This is a genomic window from Facklamia sp. P12950 (assembly GCF_050409465.1).
Classification (GTDB): Bacteria; Bacillota; Bacilli; order Lactobacillales; family Aerococcaceae; genus Facklamia.
Genome location: NZ_JBNUPK010000002.1, coordinates 186610 through 207004, shown reverse-complemented (window position 1 = coordinate 207004; position 20395 = coordinate 186610). Strand labels below are relative to the sequence as shown.

Genomic DNA, 20395 nt, shown 5'->3' with positions numbered 1-20395 from the left:
AATGGGAATTATTAAACAAATGGATATCGCTCTAGCCAATCAGATTGCAGCCGGAGAAGTGGTTGAAAGACCGGCTTCAGTCGTTAAAGAATTGTGTGAAAACGCCATTGATGCCAAAGCAGATCAGATTCAAGTGGAAGTAAAAGAAGCGGGTATTCAACAAATTATAGTGATTGATAATGGTCAAGGAATGGTGGAAGAAGATCTTCACCAATCCGTTTTAGCTCATGCGACCAGTAAAATATATTCCCTACCAGACCTTTTTCAGATTACTTCTTTAGGATTTAGAGGAGAGGCCCTAGCTTCTATAGCTTCAGTAGCCAAAATCAGAATTGAGTCGACTTGGAATGAAGCAAACCAAGCCAGTCAAAGTGGTCATTTTATTGAAGTTGAAAATTCAAAAATAATCAATCAAGGTTCTTGCCCGCCCCGTAATGGGACTACCGTGCAAGTGGATTCAATTTTTTATAATACACCAGCCCGACTCAAGCATTTAGCCAGTCTGCAAACTGAAATGCGCCATATTCTTAAGGTAATCCAGAATTTAGCTATAGCCTATCCAAGTATTTCTTTTACTTTAATTTCAGATGGAGATCGTTTGCTACAAACGGTCGGTAAGGGGGATTTGAAGCAAACCATTGCTCAACTGTACTCACCCCAGCAAGCAAGAGAAATGCTAGCCTTCAAGCAATCGGACATAGAGTTTGGCCTAGAAGGATTGATCTCACCACCCACCTTGACTCGAACTAGTCGCAATTATATTCACTGGATGGTCAATGGTCGAACAGTCAAGAGTCCTTTTCTTAATAATGTGTTGATCAAGGCTTATGGCAAGCAGTTAATGATCGGTCGTTTTCCTTTGAGTTTTATTCAAATAACAACGGATCCTCGCTTGGTAGATGTCAATGTGCATCCTACCAAACAGAGTATTCGCTTAAGTAAGGAAGCGGAACTGGCTAAACTATTAACTCAAGCCGTTCAAGCAAGCTTATTACAAAACCGCGCCATTCCTGAAGCAGGAGACAGCCTATTTAGACCTACTCGTTTCTACCAACAAAATAAGGGGCAATTAGACTGGATCAGCCAAACATCCCATCTAGCAGAAGATAAGCAAGCTATAGAGCTGTCTCGTCCTGATTCTAACCAGATAAAAATGGATGAGTACACAAAAGTCAGTGACTTCCCAACTGAAAAGACTCAAGGGATGATGGAAGCATTAAGCTCTCAAGTAGTAGAAAAAGAGGCATTGAATCAACAAGAAAAACCAAAGATGATTGATTTTAGTCAGCTACGCTATGTAGGTCAGATTCATGGCACCTATTTAATTGCTGAAGGTCCTTCTTCTTTCTACTTAATTGATCAACACGCTGCCCAAGAGAGAGTCCGTTATGAAAAATTAATGGCTGACCAAGTGGATGTTGACCAGCAGCAGGATTTTTTGATGCCCAAGCTATTTAGTTTTGATTTAAAAACGGCGCAAATGGCAGAAGAATATAGCGACCGTTTGGCCGAAATAGGGATTCACTTACAAGCTTTTGGTCCTAAATCCTATCAAATGCAAAGTCACCCCACCTGGTTAGAAGCCGATGAATTGGACCAGATAGTGCCAGACTTATTAGACCGTTTGAGCCGGCAAGAAGATCTTTCAGTTAATCAATTGAAAGAAGCGAGCATTATCATGCAGTCTTGTCGTGGTGCTATTAAGGCCAACCATCGCCTAGCAGACAGTGAGGCCATTCATCTACTTGCTGAAATGAACGATTTGCAAGATCCATTGCATTGTCCCCATGGTCGTCCAGTATTTATCGAATTCGATCCGACCACTATTGAAAAACTGTTTAAACGTATTCAAGATCATCATTTAGGAGGAAGAGAAAATGACTAAAAAAGATTATCAAGATAAAATTAAAAATTTAGACCCCATTCAATACCATGTGACACAAGAAGCAGGTACTGAAAGACCTTTTAGCGGTAAATATGACCAGTTTGACCAAAAAGGCATTTACGTTGATATTGTGTCAGGAGAGCCCTTATTTTCGAGTAAGGATAAGTTTGATGCTGGCTGTGGCTGGCCATCCTTTACTCAACCAGTTAAGGGAACTGAATTGCAAGAATTAGAAGACCATAAATTATCCAGACCTCGAACAGAAGTTCGCTCCAAGCAAGCGGATTCTCATTTGGGCCATGTCTTTAATGATGGGCCAAAGGATAAAGGAGGCTTGAGATACTGTATTAACTCAGCCGCTTTACGCTTTATTCCTTATGAGGAGATGGACCAAGCAGGTTATAGCGATTATAAGAAATGGGTGGAATAGTTAATGTATCAATACATTCAAGGACAAGTTAAGCAGATTCAACCCACTTACTTAGTTCTAGAAGCTAATGGTATAGGTTACCAAATCTGGTGTGCTAATCCTTTCCGTTGGCAAGAAAAGATGCAAGAAAGCATCACACTCTTTATCGAATTAGTAGTCAGAGAAGATGCAATGCTCCTATATGGTTTTATGGACGAGGCTGAAAAGAACCTCTTTTTACAATTGAATAAAGTTTCCGGTATTGGCCCCAAGTCGGCTCTATCCATTCTAGCGTTAGATGATCAAGTGGGCTTGGTGCAAGCTATTGAATCGGCTGATGCCAAGTATTTAATGAAGTTCCCAGGGGTGGGTAAAAAAACAGCCCAGCAAATGATTTTAGACTTACAAGGTAAGCTTGATTTGAGTCAAATGAAAGAAAGTGAAGACTTACCAACAGCTAAAAATAGTTATTTAGAAGAAGTAAAACAAGCCTTAGATGGTTTAGGCTATTCTAAGCGTGAGATTGAGCGCATCATGCCAAAAATAGAAAAAGAAGCCATCCAATCAACCCAAGAAGGTTTGAGTTTAGCCTTTAAGCTCTTAATAAAATAAGCAAGAGAAAGGAATCAATATGGATCAAGAAAGATTTGTATCAAGTGAAAGCTTGAGTGAAGATGATCAACAGCTTACCACTTTGAGACCCCAATTATTAAAAGATTATATCGGTCAATCGAAGGTTAAAAACGAATTGAATGTCTATATTCAAGCAGCCTTGAAGCGATCAGAAGCGCTCGATCATGTCTTACTCTATGGGCCTCCTGGCTTAGGTAAAACCACTCTTGCCATGGTGATTGCCAATGAGTTAGACGTTAAAATTCAAACAACTTCAGGCCCAGCTATTGAGCGACCGGGTGATTTATTAGCCATTCTTAATGAACTGGATGCTGGCGATATTCTTTTTATTGATGAAATTCACCGCTTACCTCGCATTGTTGAAGAAGTACTTTACTCAGCCATGGAAGATTATTATGTCGATATTGTTATTGGACAAGGAGCTAGTTCCCAGCCCATTCATTTTGAATTGCCACCCTTTACTTTAATAGGAGCAACCACACGGGCGGGGATGCTTACTCAACCCCTGCGTGATCGCTTTGGCATTATGGCCCACATGCAGTACTATGAGGTCAAAGATTTAGAAAAAATCGTTAAACGGTCTGCTAGAGTCTTTCAAATCGACATCGATGATCAAGCCAGTAAAGAATTGGCCGTAAGAAGTCGTGGCACGCCAAGAATAGTTAACCGTATGTTAAGACGGGTGCGTGATTTTGCACAAGTTCATGGCGATGGCAATATTCATATCAAGGATACCAAAGAAGCTTTAAAAGTCTTACAAATTGATGCTTTAGGCTTAGACCCGCTTGATCGTAAACTTTTAAAGACGATGATTGAATTTTATGGTGGAGGACCGGTTGGAATTGCCACCCTTGCTGCCAATATTGGAGAAGATATCGTGACCCTGGAAGATATGTATGAACCTTATCTTGTCCAACAAGGCTTTATTAAGCGTACGCCTCGAGGACGGATGGTTACCGAATTAACATATCGCCATTTAAATTATCCCCTGAAAGAAAAATAGAAAGAAGAAAACGATGACTTATACAACTAAAGATTTTGATTATCATTTACCAGAAGAATTGATTGCTCAAACTCCCTTAAAGGACCGCTCATCATCGCGTATGTTGGTCTTAGACCGTCAAAGTCAGCAAACAATCGATACAGACTTTAAACATATGCTTGATTATTTAAAGCCTGGGGATGGCTTAGTAATTAATGAAACCAGAGTTATTCCCGCGCGTTTATTTGGCGTTAAACCGGATACCGGGGGACATATTGAGGTCCTTTTATTAAAAAACACCCAAGGTGACCAATGGGAATGTCTAGTTAAACCAGGTAAAAGAGCTCGTTTAGGGACCGTCTTACATTTTGGCGACCAAGCCCAATTAGTGGGAACAATTATCGAACATAAGGAAGACGGAGGAAGAGTTATTGAGTTTTCTTATCAAGGTGTTTTCCTAGAAGTGTTAGAATCCCTAGGTCAAATGCCTTTACCACCTTATATAAAGGAAAAATTGGATGATCCAGATCGCTATCAAACGGTCTATGCCAAGCAAAATGGTTCGGCCGCTGCTCCAACAGCTGGCTTGCACTTTACTCAAGAACTAATGCAAGAGGCAATAAATAAAGGCATTGAGATTATTCCGATTGTGCTGCATGTTGGCTTGGGAACCTTCCGACCTGTTTTTGTAGAAAAGATTGACCAACACCAAATGCACGCTGAATATTATCAAATCAGCCCAGAATCGGCTGAAAAAATTCAAAACATTCGTAAAAGAGGTGGCAAGATCACAGCAGTCGGTACAACCTCTGTGCGCACCTTGGAAACAATTGCACGTGACCATCAAGGGCAAATTGTGCCAGCTTCTGGTTGGACGGATATTTTTATCACGCCAGGTTTTAAATTTCAAGCAGTTGATCATTTAATTACTAATTTCCACTTACCGCAATCAACCTTAGTTATGTTGGTTTCAGCCTTTTATGATCGCGATAAAATTTTACAAGCCTATCAACATGCAGTGGATCATAAATATCGTTTCTTTAGTTTTGGAGATGCGATGTTCATTCTCTAAATAAACACAGTGGAAGGTGAGAAAAGCAAATGCTATTCAATGTTCGTAGCTCTTATTCTTTATTGCAATCCACCCTTGATTTAAATCAATATGTAGCTAAAGCTAAGTCCCTAGGCTACACGCATCTTGGCTTAGCCGATCAAGGAGTCTTACATGCTAGTCTTAAGTTTTACCTAGCCTGCCAAAAAGCAGACCTTCATGCCATGATAGGGCTTAGCTTGAACTTGCCGGGACGCCTGGACCAAAGTCAAAGCTATCCTATAATTCTTTATGCCCTGAATTACCAGGGCTATTTAGCTTTGATTCAACTTTCTAAATTAATCAACCAAAGCCATCCAGATTATCAGCAAATTGATCATCTGATGAAAGAAGCTAGCCAATCATTGGTTATCATTACTGCCGGCAAGAAGGGAGAATTAGAACAAGCCCTTCTACATGAGAATTTTGAAGCAGGACAAGCGATTCTTCAGTCTTGGCTTCATATTTTTCCGCAAGACAATTTTTATCTAGGACTTTCGATTTATCCCTTCAATGAATTAGAAGTTTCATGGCTATCTCAATTTGCTCGTAACCACCAATTAAAGATGGTTTGTAACCAAGCAGTCGAAAGTCTCACCAGTGAAGAAGGTTTTGCTATAAGGATTTTACAAGCGATTGATCGCGGTGAAAGCTTGGATCCTTCAATTATGACCTATCGGACGTCTCATTATTTATACGGCCGTAATGAATTAGAAGACTTGTATTTACAAAAGGGACTGGAGCAGGTAGTCACCAATAGTCATGCTTTGGAAGAACGTATGCAAGTGCAGCTGCCCATTAATCAGTCGCTCCTACCTAAATTTAAAACACCAAATAATATAGCTGCTAAAGACTATTTAAAACACCTATGTCAAAACAAGCTAGCAGAGTTAAAAGTTGATCAAGTGCCCATTTATCAAGAACGCTTAGACCATGAATTAACTACCATCGATCAAATGGGTTTCAATGATTATTTCTTAATTGTTTGGGAAATTATGGCCTTTTGTTATGAATATAATATCCGAACGGGTCCAGGGCGAGGGTCTGCTGCTGGCTCTTTAGTAGCCTATCTATTAGGAATTACTAAGATAGACCCGATAGAATATGATTTACTCTTTGAACGCTTTTTAAATCCTGAACGCTACAATATGCCCGATATTGATATCGATATTCCAGATGATAAAAGAGACCAAGTGCTTCGTTATGTCGCCCAAAAATATGGCAGCCAGCAGGTAGCTCAATTGGTGACTTTCGGTAGTTTTGGGGCCAAGCAATCACTACGCGACACCCTCAGAGTCTTGTCCTATCCTAAAATGGTGCAAGATCGCTGGTCCAAGACCATACCAACTGAAGTGTCCATCCGCTTGCAGGATGCTTATCAAAAGTCTAGCGCTTTAAGACAGTTAATTGCTGAAGATTCTGTAAATGAACAAATTTTTAAAACTGCTCTCACCATTGAGGGCTTGCCACGACATACTTCTACCCATGCTTCAGGAGTTGTGATTGCCGATCAAGATTTGAGTCGCTGGGTGCCCGTTACAACAAGAGAAGGCCAAATACAGCTTACGCAATTTGATATGGAAGATGTCGAACGAGTAGGTTTGTTAAAAATGGACTTTCTGGGCTTGAAAAACTTACAAATCCTAGATACTATTTTGAATTTAATTAAGCAAAATCAAGGCTTAGCCATTGACATCGATGCCATTGATCGTGAGGATTCAGCCACTTTAAGACTTTTCCAAGAAGCTAACACCCAAGGAGTCTTCCAGTTTGAATCTGAAGGAATTCGCCAAGTTTTAAGAAGATTAAAACCGGAAAGTTTTGAAGATATTATCGCAGTCAATGCTTTATACCGACCGGGGCCTATGCAACAAATTTCTCATTTTATCAACCGCAAGCATGGTAAGGAAAAAATTGATTATATCCATCCGCTTTTAGAAGGAATTTTACAAAAAACCTACGGAATTATCGTTTATCAAGAGCAAGTTATGCAAATCTGCCAAAAGTTGGCTGGTTTTAGTTTAGGGCAAGCCGACCTCTTGAGAAGAGCCATGGGTAAAAAAGAGATGGACCTAATGAAAGACCAACAAGTTGCTTTTCTAAAGGGTTGTCAAGAGCGTGGACTGGATAGTCAAACCAGTCAGCAAGTTTTCCATTATATTTATCAATTTGCCAATTATGGTTTTAATCGGGCGCACGCTGCTGTTTATTCGACTTTGGCCTACCAACTAGCTTATTTAAAGGTTCACTATCCATTAGAGTTCTTTACAGCCCTCTTAAACCATGGGCGATCAATTCATCAAAGTTTGGATGAATACCTATTAGATGCCAAACGTACGGTAGGACCCTTTTTAATGGTGGATATCAATCGCTCACATACTAATTTTAAAATTGAAAAAGGGGCTATTCGAATTGGTTTAATGGCTATCAATGGACTCAGACATGATTTTTGTCAAGTCATTTTAGATGAGCGCAATTTAGCTGGGCCTTTTACCGATTTCCAAAACTTTCTATCACGGATGCCCCTTAAATTTCTAAAGACCAATTTAATTCAAGCGCTAATAGATGCCGGTGCACTCGACACCTTTGGCTACACACGAGCGACCTTGACCGAGAACTTAGAACATTTTATTCAATTTCGCAAGATTTCAGGCAATCATATTAACTTATTAAAAGAGATTGAACCTAAAATTAATTTGGTCAGAGAGTGGCCTAAAGCCCATTTACTCAAGCGTCAACGTGAAGTACTAGGCTTGCAATTAGCTGGCCATCCTATTGATGAGTTTTTAAAACTGATTGAAGGAGATCAAAGCTTTCTATCTATTGGAGCTTTAAAATCCTTAAAAATGCCTAAAGGTAAAAAAGTAAAAGTTCTAGCCTATATCGAGCACATGAAAGTCATTGAAACTAAGAAAAAAGACCAGATGGCTTTTTACCGTCTCAATGATGGCAGTCAAAATATTTCTCTGGTTAGTTTCCCTGAAAGTTATCAACGATTTGGCCACCAGCTCAAAGAGGGTCAAGTGGTGGCTTTGCAAGGCCAACTAAGCCTAGATCGACAAGGTCAGCCACAAATTGTTTTGGATAAATTACTGCCCTTACCAGAAGATGAAAAGCAATCCCATTCATCACCAATTCGTCAAGTATTTATTAAATTACTAGCCGGGGCTTCTAGTCAGCAATTAGTGGAAAAATTAAAAGCTTTAGCGGTAGAAAACCCAGGTCCTTTAGAAATAATCATGGTCGATGCCAACCGCAATGCTTGGAAATTAGAGTCTTTATATAATATTTCTATGGCAGATCGGGTGGTGGATGAGTTAAAAGCTCTTTTTGGAGAAAATAATGTCTATTTTAAATAATGAATCTGACTGATAATCATATCAACGGACAGGCTTTTTAATTCATGTTAAAATATTATTAAGAGAGTTAATGAATAAGAAGAGGTGACTTATGAGACGTTTAGCAGTGCTAACAAGTGGAGGTGACGCTCCCGGAATGAACGCCGCTATTCGAGCTGTTGTTGAACAGGGCCTCCATCATCAAATTGAGGTAGTAGGTGTTCAACACGGTTTTAAAGGTTTAGTGGAAGGTGAATATAGGAAAATAGGGATCAACGACCTCACTCATGCCATTCGTAGAGGAGGAACCATCCTTTATTCAGCCAGGTACCCTGAATTTAAACAGTTAGAAGTACAAAAAAAAGCCATTCAACAAATGGAATCCCTAGGAATTGAAGGCTTAATTGTTATTGGAGGAGATGGCTCCTTCCAAGGAGCTCTAGCTCTTACTAAATTAGGTTTTCCAGCTATTGGTATTCCAGGAACCATTGATAATGATATTCCAGGGACCGAATATACGATAGGGTTTGACTCTGCCATGTCGGCAGCGATTGAAGCCATCGATAAAATTTCTGACACAGCGGCCTCACATAACCGTACCTTTGTAGTCGAAGTGATGGGACGTAACGCGGGGGATATTGCTATATGGGCCGGAGTGGCTGTGGGAGCCGATGCCATTGTTATTCCTGAAGAAGATTTCTTTATCGGTGACATTGCTCGCAGAGTCAATACGGCTCTTAGTCATGGGAAAGACCATGCTTTAATCGTGTTAGCCGAAGGTGTCATGGGTGTGGAAGAATTTATCAAAGAATACAAAAAAGAAGCCCCTGATCAAAGTGTTCGTGGGGTTAACCTCTCCCACATTCAAAGAGGGGGTAATCCAACAGGTCGTGATCGTGTTTTTGCTACATTAATGGGTGCTAAGGCAGTGGATTTAATTCTTCACGGACAATCGGGTATTTTCGTCGGCATTACCAATGAAGAATTATCCGTTTGTGACATCGTTGAAACCTTAACCAAATCCAAGCACAAAGTAAGAGATGATTTGTACGAAATTAATCGTAGCTTAACGGATCGCTATTGAGCATGAAAAGGAGTTAATATGAAGAAAACAAAGATCGTTGGCACAATGGGGCCGGCAACTCAATCAAAGAAAGTAATGGTCGATCTGCTTCACGCAGGAATGAATGTAGCCCGTTTTAATTTTTCTCACGGTGATCAAGCATCGCAATTAAACCATATCAACTTATTTAAAGAGGCCCGTCAAGAAGCCGGTGTTATAGCTGGTATCTTATTAGATACCAAGGGACCTGAAATAAGAACGCATAAGATGGAACATAATGGCATTCTATTAGAAAAAGGTCATAAAATCCGGATAGCGATGACTGAGGTTTTAGGTAGTGCTGATAAGTTTTCTATCACCTATGAAGGCTTAATTGATGATGTGACTATCGGTTCGCTTATTCTAATTGATGACGGTTTAATTGAATTGGAAGTTGAAGCCATTGATGATCAAGCCAAGGAAATTGCTTGTGTGGTAGTCAATTCAGGTGTCTTAAAATCACAAAAGGGTATTAATGTACCAGGTATTTCTTTAAATATTGCGGGTATCACTGAAAAAGACAAGCAAGATATTCGTTTTGGCGCGCGTCAAGATGTTGACTTTATAGCGGCCTCCTTTGTGCGCCGTCAAAATGATGTGATGGAAATACGTGCTATTCTAGAAGAAGAAAACAAGACCAATATTAAGATTATCTCTAAAATTGAAAACCGGCAGGGTGTCGATAATATTGATGAAATTATAGAAGTATCGGATGGGATTATGGTTGCCCGCGGAGATTTAGGGGTCGAAGTGCCAACAGAAGACGTGCCCCTTATTCAAAAAATGATTATTAAGAAATGTAATCGAGCAGGTATTCCAGTCGTGACAGCTACACAAATGTTAGATTCTATGCAAAGAAACCCTAGACCTACACGAGCCGAAGCAGGAGACGTGGCCAATGCTATTTTTGACGGAACGGATGCTGTCATGCTTTCTGGGGAAACAGCGGCAGGGGATTATCCTTTAGAAGCTGTGAAAATGATGGCTAAGATATGTGAACGGACTGAATCACAATTATTAGGTCAGGATGCCTTTACCTTGAAGAAATTCAATCAGTCAGACTTGACTGAAGCTATTGGTCAAGCGGTGGGACATACTGCTCGTAATCTGGGGATTCAAACCATCGTGGCAGCAACCTCTTCTGGCTATACGGCACGTATGATTGCTAAATACCGGCCGTCTTCTAATATCTTAGCAGCTACCTTTGAGGAAGAAGCACAACGTTCACTCACACTGGTGTGGGGGGTTCAACCTTTCGTTATTGGTAAGCCTGATTCAACCGATGAGATGTTAGATTCTGCTTCAGCCATGGCAGTAAGGCAAGGTTTTGCTAAAGAAGGCGACTTGATTATCATTACTGCGGGCGTTCCGGTTGGTGAAAAAGGCACGACCAACATTATGAAGATTCAATTAATTGGAACCAAGTTAGCTGAAGGACAAGGTGTTGGCAGTGGCAACTTCATTGGTAAGGCAGTGATTGCTCATACCGCTGAAGAGGCTAATGCTTATGTCAAAGAAGATACTGTATTAGTCACTAGCCAGACCGACCGTGATTACACTCCAGCCTTAGAAAGAGTGGGCGCTATTATCTGTGAAAGCGGAGGTATTACTTCCCATGCCGCTATTCTTGGCTTAGAAAGAGGCATACCGGTAGTAGTAGCAGTAGAAGGTGCTATGGAAGCTATTAAACAAAATGAACTGATTACTGTGGATGCTCGTCGTGGAATTATCTATCGCGGAGCAACGGTATCCATCTAGTATAGCAGAGTTCTATCTAAGACACTTATTTTAAGACATTTCTTGGCTTATTTATTGATGGGCTGAAGAAATGTCTTTTTGCTTGCCATCTTTTCTCTTTGCTTACAGAATGTGTTAAAATTGTTAATAGAAGACTAAGCGACTAGAATTAATTGTCTTTTGCTTAGGATAGAGTCGGTCTTTACTTTAGGATAGCTCAATCAGCTTGAAGAGAGTTTGATCAGATAGGAGAATGAAAGATGAAATTAGGAAGAATTACCGAATGTAAGATAAGTGACGAGAATGAAAACAGTTATTTTGCGCAAGTGGAAGGGACAACCTTTCGCTTAGACAAGGATCAAATCCAAGGTCAAAGTTATCACTTAGGCGACCAAATTAAAGGGCTTATTTATGAGGATATGAATCGTGAGGCCCGTATTCAATTAGACATCCCTAAGGCAGCTAGTGGTCACTATGATTGGGGCACAGTAACTCAAGTACGTAAAGACTTGGGTGTGTTTGTGGATATTGGACTTTATCAAAAGGACCTAGTAGTTTCTTTGGATAATTTACCAGATGATAAAAGTCAATGGCCTCAAAAAGGGGACCAGCTCTACTTGACAATGACTGTGGATAATAAGAACCGTTTTTGGGGCGAATTAGCAAGTTTTGACCAGATGGAAGAATTGTTTATCAAGGCAGCTGACCGTTTGATGAATCAAGATTTAGAAGTAACCATTTTTCAATTGAAATTAGTAGGAGCTTTGGCAATTTCTAAAGAGAACTTCTGCAGCTTTATACATGAGAGCGAATGGATGTTACCCCCGCGTTTGGGTCAAAAAATCAAGGGACGGGTAGTCAAGGTACAAAGTGATGGGTCTTTAAACTTGTCCTTAAAACCAAGAGCCCATGAAGCCATTAGCGATGATGCGACTATGTTAATACGTCTATTAGAAAAGACGCCCAATCATTTCTTACCTTTTCACGACAAGTCTGATCCTGAAGCTATTAAGCGAGAATTTGGTATTTCTAAGGGACAATTTAAGCGCGCGGTTGGTTCCTTAATGAAGAATAAGCAAATTCGTCAAGAGGCTAATCAGGGGATTTACTTGGTGACGTCAGAAAATGAATAAGGTGGTCAATCAACAGTTACAAAATTATTTAGCGGATTTTAAGCGCTATTTACAAATTGATCAAGTCAAATCAAAAAATACAATCCAAGCCTATGTAAGAGATTTAAAAAAGTTTATAGACTACCATCAAGACCATGCTACACAAAGCTTAGACCAAATCGATTATAGCTACATGCAAGGGTTTTTAGCCCATTTACACCAGCAAAATTATGCCACATCTTCTACTTCACGGCTTTTATCAGCTATGAAACAGTTTTTTCATTATTTGTTAAAAGAAGGGGTTATCCAGCAAAACCCCTTGCAATTAGTTCAAGGACCCAAGCAAGCCAAAAGCCTACCTAAAGTTCTATCAATGGAAGAAGTGGAAGCCCTTATTCAAGCACCGAATATAGCCACTTTAACCGGTTTAAGAGACCGAGCCATCTTAGAAGTCCTTTATGCTTGTGGCCTACGTGTGAGTGAATTAACTCAGCTTCAGTTAGCTGACTTACACTTAGACTTGGGTTTTGTTCAAACTTTAGGTAAGGGCAATAAGGAAAGAATCATTCCCTTAGGGGATGAAGCCATCTATTGGGTTGATCAATACTTACAAGATGCCCGAGGTGTTTTTGCTAGTAAAAAGACTGCTCAAGCAGGCCAGATTCTCTTCTTAACAGAAAGAGGAAAGGCCTTCACCCGCCAAGGCATCTGGAAAAATCTTAATAAATATGTTCAACAAGCAGGAGTCAATCAAAGAGTTTCACCACACATGTTGAGGCACTCTTTTGCCACTCATTTGTTAGAAAATGGTGCCGATTTACGCATGGTTCAAGAACTGTTGGGTCATGCAGACATATCGACCACTCAAATATATACACATATTTCACATCACCGCTTACAGGAAGTTTACCGTAAGAACTTTCCACGCGCTTGATGCGATTAAAGGAGGAAATAAAATGTTTAAAAGAATACACTTAATCGTTATGGACTCTGTCGGAATTGGACAAGCACCCGATGCAGAAGAATTTGGAGACTCTAACGTTCACACCTTAGGCCACATTGCCGAAAACTTTGATTTAAACTTAAAAAATATGGCTCAAATGGGTCTGGGTAAAATTGACACCATCAAAGGGGTAGAAGCCGTCGATCAAACTTCCGCCTACTGGACTAAATTACAAGAACGTTCAGCTGGTAAAGACACCATGACTGGCCACTGGGAAATGATGGGTCTTTATATCGACCAGCCCTTTAGAGTCTTTCCAGCTGGTTTCCCACAAGAGTTGATTGAAAAATTAGAAAAATTTGCTAAGCGTAAGGTAATTGGGAATAAGGTGGCTTCTGGAACCGAAATTATTAAAGAATTAGGACCCGAGCAATTAGAAACGGGGGCATTAATTGTATATACATCAGCCGATTCTGTTTTACAGATTGCTGCCCACGAAGAAGTCATTCCTTTAGAAGAACTTTACAAGGTCTGTGAATATGCCCGTGAGATTACTCTGGAAGATCCTTACATGATTGGTCGGATTATTGCCCGACCTTATGTCGGTCAAATAGGTAATTTCGAAAGAACCAGCAATCGTCATGACTATGCCTTGGATCCCTTTGGCAAAACGACCCTTGATTTCTTAAAAGATGACGGCAAATCGGTCATTGCAGTGGGCAAAATTAATGACATCTTTAATGGAGCGGGTATTACTCAAGCGATTCGCACTAAGTCCAATATGGACGGTGTCGATCAATTACTCAAGGTCATGGGGGAAGATTTTGAAGGCCTATCTTTCACTAACTTAGTGGACTTCGATGCCAAATATGGTCACCGTCGTGACCCTCAAGGCTATGGTCAAGCCTTAGAAGACTTCGACGCCCGCATTCCTGAACTAATTCAAGCCATGAATGAAGAGGACTTGTTATTAATCACAGCCGACCATGGTAATGATCCGACTTATAAGGGAACCGATCATACCCGTGAATATGTGCCTTTATTGGCCTATTCTAAAAAGTTTAAAGCGGCAAGTGAACTACAAGCGCAGCACTTTGCTGATATCGCGGCCACTATTTCTGATAACTTTGGTGTTAAACAGACAGATCAAGGACAGTCGTTTTTAGCACAATTAAAATAGGAGAAGATTATGTATCAAAAAACCTTAGAATATTTAAAAGACCACGGTATGGTAGCCCCTCGAATTGGTTTAATTCTAGGCTCTGGTTTAGGAGATTTGGCAGATGAAATTAAAAATCCGGTTAAAATCCCTTATGAAGCTATCCCAAGTTTTCCAGTATCAACTGTTGAAGGTCATGCTGGTCAATTGGTCTATGGCAGCCTAGCTGGACAAAAAGTAATAGCATTACAAGGACGTTTTCACTATTACGAAGGCTATGACCTTGAAACAATCACCTTTCCGATTCGGATTTTTAAAGAATTAGGGGTCGAAAGTTTGATTCTTACAAATGCAGCCGGTGGGGTTAATAATAGTTTTAAACCTGGAGATCTAATGGTCATCAAGGATCAACTTAATTTTACAGGCGAAAATCCTTTGATTGGTAAAAACAATCCACAAGGTCCGCGCTTTGTTGATATGAGTCAAACTTATAGTAAAAGAGGCATTCAATTGCTACATCAAACAGCTAAAAGTTTAGGTTTTAGTTTACAAGAGGGAGTTTATGCATGGATGACCGGTCCTTCTTATGAGACCCCAGCTGAAATTAGAGCCATTCGTTTGATGGGGGGCGATGCAGTGGGAATGTCTACTGTTCCCGAAGCTATTGTAGCAAGACATGCTGGGCTGGAAGTCTTGGGAGTGTCTTGTATTACCAACTATGCAGCCGGTATGCAGGAGACACTTAACCACCAAGAAGTGATGGCTGTTTCTAGAGAAGTGAAACCACGATTTAAGCAATTAATTTATCAAGTGATTGAACAAATATAGGACTTTGTAAAGCTTTAAGTTGAAATTTCAGTCTTTGCATGGTAATATCTCAAGGAAATCTAATTAGAGATAGGAGGTCGCAAAAAATGCTAGTTCATTCAACGCATAAGAATGAAAAAGTTGTCTTAGGACTCTTAAGTTTAACTTGCGAAGGTGAAGATCAAATGGCTCAAGCAGGCGAAATTTTAACTAAATATCGCGACCAAGAAGGTTTCGACCTTTACTTATATAAAGATCCTGAAACAAGCAACTTCGTTGGTTTAATCGGTATTGAGCAGCGTAAAGTTGAAACGGATCCCCAAGAAAATCTTTCGACAATAATCGTTCACCTTATATCGGTTATTCCTTCCTTTGAAGGAGAGTCCGTGGATTATCAATTGTTCAAAGAACTTAAAGATATGTTTCCACAAATTCAAATCTCAGGTTCCATTCAATCAGAAACCCAAGATATGATTGCCCAGTTTGCTGAGAAATATCGTCAGCAGATAAAAGCAAATAGTGAAGGGGAAGCCAATTAATGCAAGAGGATCGAACCAATCAAGACTTAACCCTTAAATTAACGGCCTTTCAAGGGCCGTTTGATTTGCTTTTACACCTAATTAAAGAGTTAGAAGTCGATATTAACGATATACCCATGACGGAAATTACTGACCAATATTTGGCTTATATTGACCAGATGCAGGAATTAGACCTCGATAAGGTCGGAGAATATTTAGTGATGGCGGCCACTCTATTAGAGATCAAGAGTCGTCTCTTAATTCCCATTGAACCGGATGAATTGGATGGTGATTTAGAAGACCAAGATCCGCGGAGTGGTCTGGTTCAGCAACTGCTCATTTATCAACAATTTCAGCTAGTAGCGGACACCTTAGAAGATATGCAAGTGGATCGTAGTAAGCACTATTCAAGACCAGCGGCAGATCTTTCAAACTTTATAGCTTTTATTCCCTTAGAAGAAGGTGAGCTTTCGCTAGAGCAATTACAAACCAGTTTGAAGAGCGTTTTGCAAGCGCAAGAACAAAGACAACCTAAAGAAAAAGAAGTTCATCATGATCAAGTTTCAGTGACGGACAAAATGCAATTCATTCGGCAACAATTTCAATCCATTAAGCCTAATCAATCCATTGCTTTTTCGTCTCTTTTATCGAATGGCTCTCGACCAGAAATTATTGCCACATTTATTGCTGTTTTAGAAATGGTCCGTAAGCAAGTTCTGGTTTTTCAACAAGAAAGTTATCTAGATAGCATTGAACTGCGTTTGAGGGAGGAAGGTTATGCTTAGAAAAATAGCAGGCATTATTTTTGTTGCCGGGGAAGAAGGCGTGACCTTGAATGAGTTAGCCGCTCTTTTAAATCTCTCACCAACAGAAATTAAGCCTATGATTGAAGAAGTCCAGCAAACTTTAAAAGACCATCCACTATCGCCAATTGATTTGGTCCAATTTGGCGAACGCTTCTTGTATGTAACCCAAGCAGACTTAGACCCCTTGATTGAAAATTTTGCTCAATCGCCACTGCAACAAAAGTTAAGTCGACCGGCTATTGAGACCTTGGCTATCGTAGCTTACCGTCAACCGATTACACGCATGACCATTGATGAAATTCGGGGCGTTTCTTCCCAAGCCATGCTACAAAAATTAGTCAGCCGAGACCTCATTAAGGAGGTAGGTAAGTTAGAAGCGCCTGGTAGACCCATACTTTATGGAGTCACCGATTACTTCCTCAATTACTTTGCGCTATCTTCCTTAGAGGATCTACCACCTATTGAAGATTTAGCCCTCAACAGTCAAACCGCTTCAGAAGAACTTTTTTCATTAAAAAGATGGGAAATTAATTTATTTGATCAAGAAGAATAAGGAGGAACTATGGAAAGACTACAAAAAGTTATGGCTCACGCAGGGGTTGCCAGTCGACGCAAATGTGAAGACATGATTAAAGAAGGTCGCGTCAAAGTAAATGGACAAGTGGTTCGTGAATTAGGAACCAAAGTCACCAGCAATGACCGTATTGAAGTAGACGAGGTGCCAATTTATAAGGAAGAACCACGCTATATCTTACTTTACAAGCCAAAAAACTATATTTCAGCTGTGGCTGATGACAAGGGCCGTCCGGTGGTTACCGATTTAATCCATGGTATTGAAGAACGTATCTATCCGATTGGCAGATTAGACTTTGATACGACAGGCTTACTCTTATTAACCAATGATGGTGACTTTGCCAATCAGATGATGCATCCTAAGCATCAGATTGATAAGACATATATTGCGAAATTGGGTGGCATTCCTACAGCTAAGGAATTAAGACAATTAGAAAAGGGCGTAATGATTGATGGTCAAAAGACCTCCAAAGCTAGAGCTCGTCTCATTTCTAGCAATCAAGATAATCGTACAGCCGTTGTCCAATTAACCATCCATGAAGGCTGGAACCATCAAGTTAAGAAAATGTTTGAAGCCATTGGATATCCCGTCTTCAAATTGAAGCGCGAATCTTTTGCTTTTCTTGGCTTAGATAATTTGAAACCGGGTATGTGGCGAGAGCTAACTGCCTTTGAAGTGGATAAATTAAGTAAGATGGCTTTAGATAGTGAATAAGAGCTTGCTTAAATCCGAGATAAATGCTATAATTCATTTAAATTAAATAACGTCTTCGGGGCAGGGTGAAATTCCCGACCGGCGGTAGAGTCCGCGAACTTAGCTGTGGCTAGGTTGAACTGGTGTAATTCCAGTACCGACAGTAAAGTCTGGATGGTAGAAGATAAGATATTGATAAGTTTATGCTTATTTAGGCTACCATCCTCTCATTTTGAGTGGATGGTTTTTTATCAATGGACCCTCCTAAAGACGTAAAAAAAGGAGAATCGTTATGAAGAATCGAAAAGTTCAGAAAGTCACACTTTTAGCCATTTTAGGAGCTTGGGCAGTCGTTCTACGTTTTTTTGACTTCCCAATCTTGCCATTTGCACCTTTTCTTAAGGTTGATTTTTCGGATCTTATGGCCTTAATTGGTATGTTAATTTACGGACCACAAGGCCTAGTTGCCGTGGCCTTCATTCGTGATTTGGTTAATTATATCCTTAAGGGAGGGGAAGCTGGTATTCCGATTGGGATGTTAATGAGTATGACAGCGACCTTAGCCATGTTTTTACCAAGCCACTTCATTTTGAAGTATTTAAAAGAAAAAGGGCAAGCTATTAAATTTTCTTTAATCTCTCTTAGTCTTGTCTTTAGTTTAACTCTCTCCATGGCTTGCTTTAATTACTATCTGGCTTTACCTATTTATGTCAAAGTCATGAACTTTCCCATTGATGATTATATGACTTATATCCTATCTGTCATTGTGCCATTCAATTTAATCAAGGGCTTAATCATGGTTGTCGGTCAAATTTTTGTCATTAAATCAATGAAGACCATATTGGGTCGCCGCATTAACTTCTATGATGGTTACATAGGAAAAGGTTACCGTTCTGCTACTAGAATATTACAACAGCAATAAGTAATTTACTTTTTTAGGTCAATTGTGTTTGCATCAAGTTTAGAGTTTGCTATAATATAAGAAATTGGACTCATATGCTAACCTAGCCTTTTTAGGTTTGTTGCTATGAATAGATATCTTAATATCGATTAGTGTAGGAGGAAGCTTGATGGCAAAGGATAACGAACGCTTTGATCAACCTGAAGATAAGGATCAAGGTTTAAATGAAAAAGCAAAAACCAAAAAATTTACTGCCCCATGGAACAATAAGTTTGGTGAGGATGAAAATTTCAAGAATCGTCAATTTTCACGCTCGGCTAGAAATCAACCGAAGCAGGAAGCAACCGTTTTATCAAACGCTTTGCTATTCTTCTTAATTTTCACTTTGATTTTCCCGTTTGCATTGTATGCTTATATCGACTCACAAAAGAGTGATAAGCCTTTAGAAAGTAAAACGGCTGAACAGGTTGTTCTAAGTAAGAGCACAACTGAAGAAGCAACGACAACCAAAGAAGAGAAGACAACAACTACTGAAGCTGTTACGCGTGAAATCGAAGCAACAACTACGACTCAAGCGCCTGTACCGACTCAACCACCAGTTGAGACTTCTGCTCAACCACAAGCAGCATCAACTTACCATACCGTAAGTGCGGGTGAATCATGGTGGTCAATCTCTCAAGCTTATGGTGTTGATGTTTATGACTTAGCTGCTGCCAACGGAACTACAATTGACGGTACTTTGATGCCAGGCTCACAAATCGTCATTCCATAAAAGAATAAGAAGGTTAAGGCTGAGTTAATTCTCAGCCTTTTTATGAGAAAGGAATTAACCAATGTTTTCAATTGCAATCGATGGCCCAGCGGCTTCTGGTAAGTCAACCGTCGCTAAACTTATCGCAAAAAAATACCAACTGACATATATCGATACTGGCGCTATGTATCGCGCAATCACTCTAGCTTGTTTGCTAAATAAAATAAATATTAATGATCCCCATCGTTTAGGAGAAATTTTACAAGCAGTCAAAATTTCTTTTGAAATGGATGGCGACCAACAAAAAGTTTTAATCAATGGGCATGATGTCAGTCAAGAAATTCGTTCGGTGGAAGTGACACAAAATGTTTCTAAGGTTTCTGCTAATCTAAGGGTCAGACAAGCCTTAGTCAAGCAGCAACAAGCTATAGCTAGTGAAGAAGCAGTGGTGATGGACGGACGAGATATTGGCACGGTAGTTCTACCAGATGCCAGTCTTAAGTTTTATCTTGTAGCTTCCAGTCTAGTAAGAGCTCAAAGACGCTATGAAGAAAATCTAACTAAGGGCATGGAGACCCAATCCCTAGAAGAGATTGAAGCTGAGATTATTAAACGCGACCACTACGATAGCAATCGTCAACACAGTCCTTTGCAAAAAGCAGAAGATGCTATTGAAATGGATACTTCAGACTTATCCATTGATCAAGTGGTTGAAAAATTAAGTGACTATATCGATTCTATAAAATAATTTTAAAAAGGAGGCTGATGAGCCTTTTTTTATTTTGATGAAACTATATAATCAGATCTCGTTTAAATGAATAAAAGTCAGTAATAATAAATTTATTGATAATATCGGCCTTATTCGCAATATTCGCTAGACGATATCCCTTTCTTTTGTTATAATGTTTCTTAGAGTGCTTGCATAGTGTCTATTAGTAGACTCTATGTAAGTAAC

General features: G+C 39.8%; 19 protein-coding genes and 1 riboswitch. All 19 genes read left to right on the top strand.

Features of this window, described 5'->3' with window-relative positions:
• Position 1: 1 nt before the first annotated feature.
• Positions 2-1885 carry a DNA mismatch repair endonuclease MutL gene (mutL, locus tag ACQV2Q_RS02945; protein WP_428881879.1) on the top strand — a complete coding sequence of 628 codons (1884 nt, stop codon included), beginning with the start codon at positions 2-4 and terminating at the stop codon, positions 1883-1885.
• The gene (gene msrB, locus ACQV2Q_RS02940; protein ID WP_428873731.1) at positions 1878-2315 is read left to right on the top strand and encodes a peptide-methionine (R)-S-oxide reductase MsrB; all 438 of its coding nucleotides are present in this window, start codon (positions 1878-1880) and stop codon (positions 2313-2315) included. The genes mutL and msrB overlap by 8 nt, the downstream gene beginning before the upstream one ends.
• Before the next feature lie 3 nt (positions 2316-2318).
• Positions 2319-2906, top strand: a complete 588-nt coding sequence (ruvA, locus tag ACQV2Q_RS02935) for a Holliday junction branch migration protein RuvA (protein ID WP_428873730.1) — start codon at positions 2319-2321, stop codon at positions 2904-2906.
• 19 nt (positions 2907-2925) lie between these two features.
• A complete protein-coding gene (gene ruvB / locus ACQV2Q_RS02930; protein WP_428873729.1) occupies positions 2926-3930 on the top strand; it encodes a Holliday junction branch migration DNA helicase RuvB in 1005 nt (334 codons plus the stop codon).
• A gap of 13 nt (positions 3931-3943) precedes the next feature.
• Positions 3944-4981: a tRNA preQ1(34) S-adenosylmethionine ribosyltransferase-isomerase QueA gene (gene queA / locus ACQV2Q_RS02925; protein ID WP_428873728.1), complete on the top strand. Its 1038-nt coding sequence runs from the start codon at positions 3944-3946 to the stop codon at positions 4979-4981.
• A 29-nt stretch (positions 4982-5010) separates the two neighbouring features.
• Positions 5011-8358 carry a DNA polymerase III subunit alpha gene (gene dnaE, locus ACQV2Q_RS02920; RefSeq protein WP_428881877.1) on the top strand — a complete coding sequence of 1116 codons (3348 nt, stop codon included), beginning with the start codon at positions 5011-5013 and terminating at the stop codon, positions 8356-8358.
• Between the two features lie 91 nt (positions 8359-8449).
• Positions 8450-9421, top strand: a complete 972-nt coding sequence (locus ACQV2Q_RS02915) for an ATP-dependent 6-phosphofructokinase (protein WP_428873726.1) — start codon at positions 8450-8452, stop codon at positions 9419-9421.
• 18 nt (positions 9422-9439) lie between these two features.
• The gene (gene pyk, locus ACQV2Q_RS02910) at positions 9440-11197 is read left to right on the top strand and encodes a pyruvate kinase (protein ID WP_428881875.1); all 1758 of its coding nucleotides are present in this window, start codon (positions 9440-9442) and stop codon (positions 11195-11197) included.
• A 239-nt stretch (positions 11198-11436) separates the two neighbouring features.
• Entirely contained in the window at positions 11437-12309 is an 873-nt protein-coding gene (locus ACQV2Q_RS02905; RefSeq protein ID WP_428881872.1) for a CvfB family protein, read from the top strand.
• On the top strand, positions 12302-13222 hold the full coding sequence (gene xerD, locus ACQV2Q_RS02900; protein ID WP_428881870.1) for a site-specific tyrosine recombinase XerD: 921 nt from the start codon (positions 12302-12304) through the stop codon (positions 13220-13222). Before ACQV2Q_RS02905 ends, xerD begins: the two co-directional genes overlap by 8 nt.
• 22 nt (positions 13223-13244) lie before the next feature.
• A complete protein-coding gene (gene deoB / locus ACQV2Q_RS02895) occupies positions 13245-14411 on the top strand; it encodes a phosphopentomutase (protein WP_428873721.1) in 1167 nt (388 codons plus the stop codon).
• A gap of 9 nt (positions 14412-14420) precedes the next feature.
• The gene (locus tag ACQV2Q_RS02890; protein ID WP_428874794.1) at positions 14421-15218 is read left to right on the top strand and encodes a purine-nucleoside phosphorylase; all 798 of its coding nucleotides are present in this window, start codon (positions 14421-14423) and stop codon (positions 15216-15218) included.
• A gap of 86 nt (positions 15219-15304) precedes the next feature.
• A complete protein-coding gene (locus ACQV2Q_RS02885) occupies positions 15305-15736 on the top strand; it encodes a hypothetical protein (RefSeq protein ID WP_428873719.1) in 432 nt (143 codons plus the stop codon).
• Positions 15736-16500 (top strand): segregation and condensation protein A, encoded by a 765-nt coding sequence (locus ACQV2Q_RS02880; protein WP_428881868.1) that lies wholly within the window; start codon positions 15736-15738, stop codon positions 16498-16500. The genes ACQV2Q_RS02885 and ACQV2Q_RS02880 overlap by 1 nt, the downstream gene beginning before the upstream one ends.
• Entirely contained in the window at positions 16493-17074 is a 582-nt protein-coding gene (scpB, locus tag ACQV2Q_RS02875; protein ID WP_428873717.1) for an SMC-Scp complex subunit ScpB, read from the top strand. The genes ACQV2Q_RS02880 and scpB overlap by 8 nt, the downstream gene beginning before the upstream one ends.
• Before the next feature lie 9 nt (positions 17075-17083).
• Entirely contained in the window at positions 17084-17809 is a 726-nt protein-coding gene (locus tag ACQV2Q_RS02870; RefSeq protein ID WP_428873716.1) for a pseudouridine synthase, read from the top strand.
• A gap of 47 nt (positions 17810-17856) precedes the next feature.
• A riboswitch (FMN riboswitch) is annotated at positions 17857-17978 on the top strand.
• A 102-nt stretch (positions 17979-18080) separates the two neighbouring features.
• Entirely contained in the window at positions 18081-18710 is a 630-nt protein-coding gene (locus tag ACQV2Q_RS02865) for an ECF transporter S component (protein WP_428876360.1), read from the top strand.
• A 148-nt stretch (positions 18711-18858) separates the two neighbouring features.
• Positions 18859-19461: a LysM peptidoglycan-binding domain-containing protein gene (locus ACQV2Q_RS02860; protein ID WP_428881866.1), complete on the top strand. Its 603-nt coding sequence runs from the start codon at positions 18859-18861 to the stop codon at positions 19459-19461.
• Positions 19462-19522: 61 nt separating this feature from the next.
• Positions 19523-20188: a (d)CMP kinase gene (gene cmk, locus ACQV2Q_RS02855; RefSeq protein ID WP_428873712.1), complete on the top strand. Its 666-nt coding sequence runs from the start codon at positions 19523-19525 to the stop codon at positions 20186-20188.
• Positions 20189-20395 lie beyond the last annotated feature (207 nt).